We start from the raw sequence: 12,064 nt of genomic DNA, 5'->3' as shown, positions 1-12,064 counted from the left end.
CCTATGAGAAGTAGAGAACACATCGAAGCTCTAGAACAGCAAATTTATATCGCTTTTTCTGAAGGCGATTACGACACCGTTAACTTACTAGAAAATCAGATAGAGTTATTAAGAGGAAAAGCTGAACACCCTTTTGATGACGACCCGAATGGGGCGGACTCGTCCATGTTCACTTCTGATAAGTGGTACTAGTCTGGATACTTGCTACTCGTTTGATACGTAGTGATAGAGGTTATGGTGATTTTAGATATTGCAGCCTCACTATAAGCTCACCGTCGTTATATACAAAAAGCCCCAGAGCAATACGTGCTGGGGCTTTTTATAGGCTCATTGTTTTATTAATTCATAGCGTTACTGGCTCATTGAGCTATTGATTTATCATATTATAAATTCATCGAGTTAAAAATTCCTCGCGTTTATGGTTCCTCGTGTTAATGGTCCATAACGGATTAGCAAAACTAAATGTGATTTTTCAATTCACGAGATGAAGCATCCACTACCGCCTCAAGTTCCTTATACTGTTTCTCATATTCCTCCAAAGGCGAATCACCTGCCTCTATATCTCGGCAAATAGAAAACAACCTGAGTAAGCCTAAGCTGCCTGCTGAACCTTTAAGTTTATGTGCCAGTGATTTAATTTCTGCCGAATCTTTACCTTGAGCGGCAGTTCGTAGACTCTCTAACACCTCTTCGCTACTTTGATCAAATAGCTGAATAATATGAGAGATCTGATCTTGCCCTAATACTGCCAGATCACCTTGAATGACTTCTGGATTAATAATCGCCATAGAATCCTTTGAATACGTCACGTTATCTCCTGCCGTATCGATTTCTCCAGGTGCTGAGTCAACATCTTGAATAGTTTGTGGAAGCAATAAAGCTTTGCCACCTAACTGAGCGATAATAAGATTCTCCAACGCTTCTTTTTCTAGGGGCTTAGGAAGGAATCCATCAAAACCACTCGCTAAATACTCTTCGACTTCTTCATTAAAAACATGTGCGGAGACAGCAATCATAGGAGTCATCATCGGCTCTAATGCGCTAGAATTTATGCGATCAGATATTTGCTCTGAAGACGGTGGTGTATTGCCACCTTCCAATACACGTCCTTTAATGGCTTTCAGTTTGTTAATTAACTGCGTACCATCGCAATCCGGTAAATTAATATCGACCAATGCAATATCAAATAACTGTTCTTCAAAAATTGACTCGGCTTCGCTGCCCGTTGTTGCGACCACAACTTCGTGACCTAAGTTTTTCAAAAAGCCCTCTGCCACAATGAGGTTTACGGGGTTATCTTCGACCAAAAGTACTTTAGCTCGCACGGAATCCTTAATGATCGTCTTCGGTGTTTTTATGGCTTCTCCATGCTCCATTGGAAGTGTAAACCAGAACTGACTCCCTTCGCCTTCTTCGGAATGCACACCTATTTCACCTTGCATGGCGTGCATTATCCGTTGGCTGATGGCTAAACCCAAACCAGTACCGCCAGTGGTATTTCGCCCACTTTGCGTTTGTGAGAATGCATCAAATAAGCATTTCTGCTCGCTTGGTTTAATTCCAACGCCAGAATCAGATACTTCAAAGACCACTTTTTTGTCATCATCTAAATCTAAGCTGATAAAAATATCTACCGACCCTGATTCAGTAAACTTAATGGCGTTACCCACAAGGTTGTTGAGTATTTGGCTGATTCGGGTGACATCACCTCGCCAGTATTGTTGAACATCACTTTCTATGAAGTAACTAAAATCTAGCCCTTTTTCATCCGCTCGACCTTCCATTAATTGATAAGTATCTTGAACCATTTGGTGTAAATCAAACGACGCCACACGCACTTCAAGGTGACCCGCTTCAATCTTTGAGTAATCCAACACATCATTCAAAATCGCTAATAAGTTTTTACCGCTGCGGTTGATAATATCGGCATATCCCGACTGTAACTTGTCTAGCCCCGTATCTTTAAGTAAACGTGCCGTACCCAGCACCCCATTCATAGGCGTTCGAATTTCATGGCTCATGGTCGCTAAAAATGCTGATTTAGCGCGGCTGGCTTGCTCTGCAGAAGATCGCGCTTTAGCATGGTTAATCACTTCGACATTGAGCTTCTTATTGGTTTCTTGCAGTTGTACTGTTCGCTCAGTGATCAACTCTTCTAAGTGCTCTTTATGCTCTTCTAATTCACGTTTAGCTTTCGCTTCCCCTACCGCAACGACCTGTAATGCTTGTGCAGTATTTCTAGCGGTAATAATGGCTTCCCCCATATGAGCCAACTCATCATTCCCTTTCACGGTAATATCGATATTCAAACGCCCCTGGGCAATAGAGAGCAACGCGGAAGAATATTCGGTTAAGCGTTTTACCACGGAGATATATACCACTCGCCAAACGATAAAAGCGACAATAATCAGACCCACAACAGAAATCAGCGATAGAGACCACTGCGCATAATTCAATGTTGTAGTGAGCTCTTCCACTGCTTTAGTGGTGCTTAAGTTTGAGTCGTCCACCAATTTGTTCACCGTTGTATTCAACTGTGAAAAAAGATCTAAAGTATTGCGCATGAGAAACTCAGATTTTTGAGTATTTTCATACTGCTCTAACAGGATATTAAAAACGACTTGGCGCTTCTCAAGCTTAATAAGTAATTCTGACATTTGAGCAGAGCGAGTTGGGTCTTCTACGGCTCTCACTCGGCGCATCATAATTTTGAGGTTAGATTCAAATTCGGCTTGGATTTGATGAATTCGTTCCACATTCGTAACAGTTTGCGTTTCTTCGATTTGATTCAGCATTTTGAACGCCAATAAATGCAACTCGTGCAAGCGTTCTGAAAGGTCTAGGTCTACTTCCACTAAGGCATCTAACGCTTGGTAAGCTTTATCAATTTTCTGTGACTCTAAAAGCGCATAAATATGAGTGACGTTTGCGACCGCTATCGTACTGGTGTTCAATACTTGTGTGCGGGTAAGTTGTTCTAACTCTTCTCCCAGCAAACGCATCTCAGAAACGCGTTCAGACAAGTCTTTTACAAGCCAGAGTTTACGCTCTACCGACAGCCCAAGCTGAGCAAGTGTATCTATTACATTTTGAACATTGGTTTCCAAAGTACTCAGCAATTCAGAATCAAACGAGTCAGAGCCTAATTCTTTAATGTGAGTTAACAGCAGCTCCAATTGTCCGAATAGTTCAATACCTGCGGCTTTACGCTGCTGCTCATTTTTCGCATTAGAAAGCGTTTGTACCGAGGAAATGATACGGGTACTCAGCTCTGAAACCTGACGAGCTTCTATCATGGCGGGTAAAGCGGAATCCACAACGTTACGCTCAGTTTTTGCTACAAAACTGAATCCGGAAACCCCAATCAATGCAGAAAGGAGAACCAACATTGCCATCACTAAAAATGAAGCGAGCAATTTTCGCCCGATACTCGCGGAGGCTAACAACATATCACTTAAACCTTAAATCGTTCTTCTTTACCCATGCAGAATACGCTATATTTTGCAGTGTTTACTTATTCAATGCCAATAAACGGCCTTTTCATGCTAATCAAACGTTTTGCTCTACCTATTCTACTTTGCATACTTTACCCATCGGCAGTGTTGGCTGTTAGCTCAACCACATCTCCCGAACTTGCAGCGCCTTTACTGACGACAACAGAAACAAACAAAGAAAAAGTCTGTGCGATTTATCCACACTTAAAAGATTCTTACTGGCTATCCGTTAACTATGGCATGGTTTCAGAAGCTGAAAAGCTGGATATTGAATTAAGAGTATTAGAAGCTGGTGGTTACCCAAATAAAGCGAAACAAGCCAAGCAACTTGAATTATGTACCCGGTGGGGAGCGGACGCCATCATACTTGGAACCGTATCCCCAGACGTATTTTATGACAACTTGAATACTTGGGTAGGCACAACACCTATTTTTGCCACCGTGAACGAGCTTTCTCTAAATAAAGAACAAAATAAGCTTTTAAAAGGTGTCGTGGGGGTGGACTGGTATGTCATGGGCTACAAAGCCGGTGAATACCTTGCTCAAAAGCACCCTAAAGGTTCTGGTCAAACGAATATTGCGCTTCTTCTGGGGCCAAAAGCCAGTGGCGGAACAAAACCAGTCGCGGCCGGTTTTTATGATGCAATCGAATTTAGTGACGTTAATATTGCTGTAAGCTATTGGGCTGATAATGATAAAGAGCTACAACGAAATTTAGTACAGCAAGTCATCGATACGCCGGATATTAAATATATTGTAGGCAGCGCAGTAGCGATTGAAGCCGCGATAAGTGAAGTGAGGGCTGCCGATAAAATGCAAGATATCGGATTAATATCCAGCTACTTGAGTCATGGGATTTATCGTGGATTATTACGTAATAAGGTGTTATTTGCCCCAACAGACAAAATGGTAAAACAAGGTCGCTTATCCGTGATTCAAGCTGTTAAGTATTTGCGTTCAGAGCCTTACCAGTTAAAAGAAACACCTAAAATTGAGTCTTTAACGCCAGACACGCTAAACAAAGAAACCATCGCAGACTCTTTATCGCCTTCTGCCTTTAGACCAGAATTTAGTGTAAACCAATAGAAGATCGATATACGTTTCAGCCTAACTAAGCTATTACTTTTTAGCCATAATTTTGGCAATTATCGATAAACGAAATAAACAAAAACAATACAATTTGAAATTGTAAGAAACGCACCAATAATTTAGGGAACATTCATGCAAAAAACGACTCGTACCTTGCCGGCACACAAGCATATAGCCTTAGTCGCACACGATAACTGCAAGCCGGAATTACTAAGATGGGTAAAAGAGAATAAAGAAAAACTGCAACGCCACTTCTTATACGCAACCGGCACAACAGGCTCTATGCTAAGTAAAGATACTGGGCTTGCAATTAAAAGCATGATCAGCGGACCTATGGGTGGCGACCAACAACTTGGTGCACTTATTTCTGAAGGTAAGATCGATATGATGATCTTCTTCTGGGATCCTCTAAATGCCGTTCCTCATGACCCAGACGTAAAAGCACTACTTAGAATCGCCAGTGTTTGGAACATCCCAGTGGCAACGAACCGTGCTACTGCCAACTTTTTGTTCAGCTCTACTCTGCTTGAAGAAGAAAGCTCAATTGAAATTCCAGACTACGAAGCCTATCTAGCCGATAGAACTTAATGGCTTAATTTCTTGGCTTCTCTTATGTCGCTTCTTAGCTTCTTAACTTCTTAACTTCTTAGCTTCTTAGCTTCTTAGCTTCTTAGCTTCTTAAGATATTAGCTTGGTAAGTCCCAAAAACTAAAAAAGCGTACTGACTATTCGTCACTACGCTTTTTTTATCGATGATAAACCCGTTTATTACGGTTACTTCTCTAGCATTGCCAACTTATCTGCAACACCATTCCATTTATCTGCATCGTCCATCGCTGGCTTCACTTCAGTTTGTACTGGCCAAATTTCAGCAAGCTCGGCATTTACCTCAATAAAAATCTTTTGATCTTCTGGTAACTCGTCTTCTTGGAAAATAGCTTGCGCATCACATTCAGGTACACATAGACCGCAATCAATACATTCGATTGGATTAATAACCATGAAATTCGGACCTTCATGAAACGCATCAGCAGGGCATACCGCCACACAATCAGTGTATTTACATTGTATACAATTATCGCCTACGACAAACGCCATGATGAAAAGCTCTTAAGTTAGTCAGAAATTAAAGAATGGGGATAATACTCATCCCAAAGCAAAATTCAACATTATGTGGCATGAATATCCACTCAAATTGCCCTCGACTCCCAATTTAGTATGACAGACAAATCAACTTAACGTAAAATGCGCGCCATTGTGAGCCTTGCTGCTTTCAGCATGAACGAATTGTTTATCGCTAGAAATCACAAAGCTAAGACACCTATTAATACGAGACATCTGCATGATACGTTTAACCGAAATTAAACTTCCTCTAGACCACGAACAAGAAGCAATTCAAGCAATTATTACCAAAAAACTTGGTATTAGCGATGAGCAAGTTCTGTCTTATAACATCTTTAAACGTGGCTATGATGCTCGTAAAAAGTCTAAAATCCTTCTGATCTACACTCTTGATGTGGAAATTGAGAATGAAGATGCATTACTTGAAGAATTCATCAGCGATCCTCATGTAAAAATCACACCAGACATGGCGTACAAATTCGTCGCTAAAGCACCTGCCGTTCAACAAGAGCGTCCAGTGGTTATTGGCTTCGGTCCATGTGGTTTGTTTGCAGGTTTGATTTTAGCTCAAATGGGTTTCAACCCAATTATTGTCGAGCGCGGTAAAGAAGTTCGTGAACGTACTAAAGACACGTTTGGTTTCTGGCGTAAACGTACACTAAACACAGAATCTAATGTTCAGTTTGGTGAAGGTGGCGCGGGTACATTCTCAGACGGTAAACTGTACAGCCAAGTAAAAGATCCGAAACATTACGGTCGTAAAGTAATTGAAGAATTCGTTGCAGCTGGCGCTCCGGAAGAAATTTTATTCGTAAGTAAGCCGCATATTGGTACTTTTAAGCTAGTGACCATGATCGAAAAAATGCGTGCAAACATTATCGCACTTGGCGGTGAAATCCGCTTTAGCACACGTGTTGATGACTTACATATGGAAGACGGTCAAATTACGGGTTTAACGCTTTCAAACGGTGAAGAAATCAAAACTCGTCACGTAGTGTTGGCTGTTGGTCACAGTGCTCGTGATACTTTTGAGATGCTGAATGACCGTGGTGTTTACATGGAAGCAAAACCTTTCTCGGTAGGTTTCCGTATTGAGCACAAACAAGCCATGATTGATGAAGCTCGTTTCGGTAAAAATGCTGGTAACCCAATTCTTGGCGCTGCTGATTATAAGCTGGTTCACCACTGTAAGAATGGTCGCACGGTTTACAGCTTCTGTATGTGTCCTGGTGGTACGGTAGTAGCCGCAACGTCTGAAGAAGGACGCGTTGTGACTAATGGCATGAGCCAATACTCTCGTGCAGAGCGTAATGCAAACAGTGCGATTGTTGTTGGTATCGACCCAGAGCGTGATTACCCAGGTGACGCACTTGCAGGTATTCGCTTACAGCGTGAATTAGAAGCGGGTGCTTATGTACTTGGTGGTGAGAACTACGACGCTCCTGCTCAGAAAATCGGTGATTTCTTAAAAGGTCGCGATCCGAGTGATATTAAAGAAAATGGTGTTGCTCCTTCATTTACTCCAGGCATCAAACTGACTGATATTTCTAAAGCACTGCCTGATTTCGCGATTGAAGCTATTCGTGAAGCTATCCCTGCATTTGAAAAGAAAATCAAAGGTTTCTCTTCTGAAGATGGTTTGCTGACGGGTGTAGAGACTCGAACTTCATCTCCAGTTTGCATCAAGCGTGGTAAAGACTTCCAAAGCATCAACCTAAAAGGTTTCTACCCAGCAGGTGAAGGCGCAGGTTACGCAGGCGGAATTCTTTCTGCAGGTATCGACGGAATTAAAGCTGCGGAAGCGTTAGCCATTTCAATGGTTGAACAAGCTCAAGCTGAAGAAACAAAAACCGCTTAAGTTTCAGTTTCAGTTTCAGTTTCAGTTTCAGTTTCAGTAAGATGTATCTAGAAAAAACAAAATCCAGAGCCTAAAAGCTCTGGATTTTTTGTTAGGTGAAATTTGTTAAGTGTTAGCTGATAAAACTAAAAGATAGAGAAGTTCTATCTACGCTTTAACTTACCTCTAACTCTAACCTTAGTCCTAATACTTAATATTTTTCAGGAACAAATGTCTGCTCTTCAAGTGGCGCTCGGATGTAGCCATCTTTGTTGATTTCAGGCAACTCTATGTCTGGGTAAGCAATATCCTGATACTCAATTTGCTCCAGAAGATGACTGATACAATTTAAACGAGCCTTTTTCTTATCATCAGATGGCACAACCCACCATGGGCACTGTTTAGTATCAGTATAAACAAACATTTTATCCTTTGCTTCAGAGTACTCCGCCCAACGGTTACGCGACTCTAAATCCATAGGGCTAAACTTCCAGCGTTTAATCGGTGTGTTGATACGCTCTAAAAAGCGTTTCTCTTGTTCTTCATCGGAAACAGAAAACCAGTATTTCAATAAAATAATGCCTGAACGCTGCAACATACGTTCGAACTCAGGGCAAGAACGAAGAAACTCTTCATATTGCTCTTGGGTACAAAACTCCATGACTTTTTCAACGCCGGCTCGGTTATACCAACTGCGATCAAATAAGACCATTTCTCCGGCACTAGGAAGGTGAGACACATAGCGTTGAAAGTACCACTGCGTTTTTTCTTTTTCTGTTGGCGCTGGTAACGCTGAAATACGGCAAATTCGAGGGTTAAGCTTTTCTGTAATTCGCTTAATTACCCCACCTTTGCCTGCCGCGTCTCGCCCCTCAAAGATCACGATAACTTTGAGCCCTTCTTGCTTGACCCATTCTTGTAATTTAACCAATTCGACCTGTAAACGTTCTAGCTCTTTTTCATAGAACTTTTTATCCAGTTTATTTTTAGCCATAGAACAATCCTCTATATAACACTCCTTTCCTATCAAAAGGTTAGCACGTGCTGCATGGGTTAGAGAGTATTTAAGCTGAAAATTTAGTCAATCTAATGGCTTGGTAACAGGCTTCTGATTATAGGGAGCTAAGAAGACGCATAATGGCCATTGAATCGATTTGTTTGATTGAACAGCCCGAGTATTGCTAGCGGTATCAAAGCAACATGGTAGAATGCAGCCATTCTTCTTATCATCGTATAAGACAGTTCCATCTATTCAACACGTTGAGATACCTATGCCATTTTCCAAACTTGGATTAAGCTCCCCTATTGTTAAAGCCGTTACTAAACAAGGCTACGAAAAACCGACTTCAATTCAAGAAAAAGCCATTCCTATCGTTCTATCTGGTAAAAACCTCATTGCGGCAGCGCAGACGGGTACAGGTAAAACGGCGAGCTTTGTTCTGCCTATTTTAGAAATGCTCAGCAAAGGTGAAACTCAACGTAAAAAACGCATTCGCGCGGTGATCTTAACGCCAACACGTGAACTTGCGATTCAAGTTGAACAGAACATCAACAAGTATTCGAAATTCCTAAACCTAACATCACTTGCAATGTATGGCGGCGTTTCTTATCAGCACCAAAAGGATCGCCTGATTGAAGGTGTCGATATTCTTGTCGCTACACCAGGTCGTCTTATCGACATGTATGGTCAAAGAGCTGTGCATTTTGATGAAGTGGAAGTGCTAGTACTGGATGAAGCTGACCGCATGTTGGATATGGGCTTTATTGAAGACATCAACAAGATCATTGCTCGCTTACCACAAGACATCCAAAACCTGCTGTTCTCTGCAACCTTGTCGACACCAGTTCGCGCTCTTGCGAAAAGTGCGATCAGTGAAGCTGAAGAGATCTCGATTGCCAAAACAGACGCGTCTAAAGCGAATATCGAGCAATGGTTAGTGACTGTCGATAAAGATCGTAAATCGGCACTGTTAAGCCACATGATCACTGATGGTGAATGGGATCAAGCGCTAATCTTCATTGAAACCAAGCATGGCGCAGCAAAACTTGTTGCTCAGCTAGAAAAGCGTGGTATTCAAGCAGAAGCATTCCACAGCGGACGAAGCCAAGCCATTCGCGAAAAAATTCTGGCGGATTTCAAAAAAGGTCGTTTAAAATTCCTAGTTGCAACTGGTGTTGCCGCGCGTGGTATTGATATTGATAACCTAACGCGAGTAGTGAACTATGACATCCCCTTCCCTGCTGATGATTATGTGCATCGAATTGGTCGTACTGGCCGTGCTGATGCCTCTGGTGAAGCGATTTCATTCTTATCAAAAGATAACTTCAAAAACTTGTGCATCATTGAAAAACGCCTTGGTCACTTAATTGAACGTCGCGTTATTGAAGGTTTTGAACCTCGCAAAGAGGTACCAATTTCGGTACTTAACTTTGTGCCAAAACACAAAAGAGATGCTCAGAGCTCACAAGACTAGGGCTCTTAAGTTAAAAATAAATAAGTCTTAAGTTAAAAGAGAAAGGCGAAGTGATTAACCACTTCGCCTTTAATTTAGGTAGTAATATGATCACACCCATTGCTGTTCGCCTAACCAAAGGTCAAGATTTAAAAACAGAGATCCAACGCCTAGTGACGGATAACCAGCTTCAAGCAGGCTCTATCGCTTCCTGTGTTGGTTGCGTATCAAAGCTCAATATTCGCCTCGCCAACGCTGAATTCACGAAGACGTTAGTCGCCCCTTTTGAAATCGTTTCATTGATGGGCACGCTGACGCCATCTCATCAACATATTCATATTTCAGCAGCCGACGAACACGGTCATGTTATTGGTGGACACCTACTGGAAGGTACCACTGTTTCTCACACCGCAGAGTTAATCATCCACCGCTATAACAATCTGACGTTTTCCCGAGAACCTGACTCTTCCACAGGGTATACTGAGCTTGTTATTACTTAACATCACCTCAGCCTCACATTTAACTGAATATTTACCTCTAAGCTTAGGAGCATTTTGTGTCCACACCTTTAGCAAACACCGTCATTGTCCTCGATTTCGAAACGACTGGATTGTCACCAAACATGGGTGATAGAGCCATTGAAATTGGTGCGGTTCGTCTAGTGGATGGAAAAGTAACAGACACTTTCCAGCAGTTAATGAACCCTGGGTTCAGAGTGAGCGGGTTTATTGAGAACTACACAGGCATTACGAATAATATGCTTAGAACGGCGCCAAGTTGTGAGGAGGTAATGAGTGAGTTTGCTGATTTCATCCAAGACGGTTGCTTAGTGGCTCATAATGCTTCATTTGATAAGCGCTTTTTAGATGCTGAATTAGATTTGATTGGAAAAGGTTACAGCGGTGAGTTTGCTTGTTCAATGCTGATTGCCCGAAGGCTAGTACAAGAATCCCCAACCCACAAATTAGGCGATCTCGTACGTTTCTTAAACATTGATAATGATGGTGTATTCCACAGAGCGTTAGCCGATTCAGAAATGACTGCAAAGCTATGGTTAGCGATGCTTCATGAAATGAGCACAACTTACCAAGTACACCAACCAAGCTTTAAATTAATGCAAACACTTGGCAAAACAAGCAAGGCAGCTGTGCCACGTTTGCTTCGTAATGCGTAACCTGTTCAATGCAAAAATTGAGTTAAGCCAGTCGTCAATTGTCAGTCACACAACGGATCTCAATGAGGTTAAATATCGGAAGTTAAATGCCAATGATTGATTTAGCCAAATATTCATGGCTCTTGGATTAATTGAGTTCTGCCACAAGATCTTTCAAATCTGTTAATTCTGATTGAAAGTAACGCCATTGCTTTTCTGATGACAACGACACAATTTCTGATAAATGATTGGCTGAAACCTGAGCATTATAGTCAATATCAGCCTTCAACTGAGCTGAATAATAAGACTCGTGAGAAAGTAACAAAGACATCAACGTCTGTTGAAAGCTATGTCTATCGGACTTATTGTTCATCAGTGTAAACACTTCATCATAAATCGCACTTTGGTAGTCTAACCAACCTGAATTCGTGTTTTTTAAATCTCTGCCCCACATCTGAATCACTTCTTCTTGTGAATCACTAATATTCCCTAACCAGCGTTCTACGCTTTTGTTGATTCGATCTTCATATCGTTCTCTTGTTTCACTTTCGGAAAGTAATAAGAACTCTTTTGCTCTCTCTTTTTGTTTTTCCTGTAAACCCGCTAAAAACTCTTTATCTTGTTTCTCAGTCATTTGCATAGACAAAGTGTAAATATCTGGCGCGAGTTTTTCGACGATAGTTTTGAAATGTTGAGAAAGTCGTTTTCGTTGTTTCAAAATAAAATCAGCATCAATTTCAGATTGTTTTTGAGACTGGATTTCGGATATTTGGTCAATATAAAGCGGCAACTCGGAGTGTTTATGCCACTCCTGTAATAGATTGATTCGGCTCTCTAGTTCATTTTCTTGAGAATCGGTTAACGTTACAAAGTCTTCTAGGTAGTCTAAAATTAACCAATCAACATTATTATAAAC

General features: G+C 41.4%; 11 protein-coding genes. 7 read left to right on the top strand and 4 right to left on the bottom strand.

Going from position 1 to position 12,064, the window contains the following annotated elements; genetic code table 11:
* Nucleotides 1–3: 3 nt before the first annotated feature.
* On the top strand, nt 4–192 hold the full coding sequence (locus F0226_RS19170) for a hypothetical protein (protein WP_171737143.1): 189 nt from the start codon (nt 4–6) through the stop codon (nt 190–192).
* Nucleotides 193–458: 266 nt separating this feature from the next.
* Here the strand turns inward: F0226_RS19170 and torS are convergent, their stop codons facing one another.
* Nucleotides 459–3,449, bottom strand: coding sequence for a TMAO reductase system sensor histidine kinase/response regulator TorS (gene torS, locus F0226_RS19165; protein ID WP_171737142.1), 2,991 nt, complete (start codon nt 3,447–3,449; stop codon nt 459–461).
* Between the two features lie 93 nt (nt 3,450–3,542).
* On the opposite strand from torS, the gene torT reads away from it, so the two are divergent.
* Both torT and F0226_RS19155 read left to right on the top strand, forming a co-directional pair.
* Entirely contained in the window at nt 3,543–4,580 is a 1,038-nt protein-coding gene (gene torT, locus F0226_RS19160) for a TMAO reductase system periplasmic protein TorT (RefSeq protein WP_171737141.1), read from the top strand.
* Between the two features lie 135 nt (nt 4,581–4,715).
* On the top strand, nt 4,716–5,171 hold the full coding sequence (locus F0226_RS19155; protein WP_171737140.1) for a methylglyoxal synthase: 456 nt from the start codon (nt 4,716–4,718) through the stop codon (nt 5,169–5,171).
* A 186-nt stretch (nt 5,172–5,357) separates the two neighbouring features.
* On the opposite strand, the gene fdxA is transcribed toward F0226_RS19155, so the two are convergent.
* Nucleotides 5,358–5,681, bottom strand: a complete 324-nt coding sequence (gene fdxA, locus F0226_RS19150) for a ferredoxin FdxA (protein WP_171737139.1) — start codon at nt 5,679–5,681, stop codon at nt 5,358–5,360.
* A gap of 244 nt (nt 5,682–5,925) precedes the next feature.
* Here fdxA and F0226_RS19145 point away from each other — a divergent pair, with 244 nt between their 5' ends.
* Nucleotides 5,926–7,563: an NAD(P)/FAD-dependent oxidoreductase gene (locus tag F0226_RS19145; RefSeq protein WP_171737138.1), complete on the top strand. Its 1,638-nt coding sequence runs from the start codon at nt 5,926–5,928 to the stop codon at nt 7,561–7,563.
* A 190-nt stretch (nt 7,564–7,753) separates the two neighbouring features.
* Here the strand turns inward: F0226_RS19145 and ppk2 are convergent, their stop codons facing one another.
* The gene (gene ppk2, locus F0226_RS19140) at nt 7,754–8,536 is read right to left on the bottom strand and encodes a polyphosphate kinase 2 (RefSeq protein WP_171737137.1); all 783 of its coding nucleotides are present in this window, start codon (nt 8,534–8,536) and stop codon (nt 7,754–7,756) included.
* Between the two features lie 277 nt (nt 8,537–8,813).
* Between ppk2 and F0226_RS19135 the strand changes: the two genes are divergently transcribed.
* The 3 genes from F0226_RS19135 (at nt 8,814) to F0226_RS19125 (ending at nt 11,169) form a co-directional block, all read left to right on the top strand.
* The gene (locus F0226_RS19135; protein WP_171737136.1) at nt 8,814–10,016 is read left to right on the top strand and encodes a DEAD/DEAH box helicase; all 1,203 of its coding nucleotides are present in this window, start codon (nt 8,814–8,816) and stop codon (nt 10,014–10,016) included.
* A gap of 86 nt (nt 10,017–10,102) precedes the next feature.
* Entirely contained in the window at nt 10,103–10,495 is a 393-nt protein-coding gene (locus F0226_RS19130; protein ID WP_171737135.1) for a PPC domain-containing DNA-binding protein, read from the top strand.
* Nucleotides 10,496–10,551: 56 nt separating this feature from the next.
* Entirely contained in the window at nt 10,552–11,169 is a 618-nt protein-coding gene (locus F0226_RS19125) for an exonuclease domain-containing protein (protein ID WP_171737134.1), read from the top strand.
* A gap of 127 nt (nt 11,170–11,296) precedes the next feature.
* On the opposite strand, the gene F0226_RS19120 is transcribed toward F0226_RS19125, so the two are convergent.
* A partial coding sequence (locus F0226_RS19120) for a DUF6279 family lipoprotein (RefSeq protein ID WP_171737133.1) occupies nt 11,297–12,064 on the bottom strand: 768 nt, incomplete at its 5' end.

Source organism: Vibrio sp. 99-70-13A1 (genome assembly GCF_013114625.1).
GTDB lineage: Bacteria > Pseudomonadota > Gammaproteobacteria > Enterobacterales > Vibrionaceae > Vibrio.
Note: the sequence above shows the minus strand (reverse complement) of the source record. Positions and strands in the feature narration are given on the sequence as shown.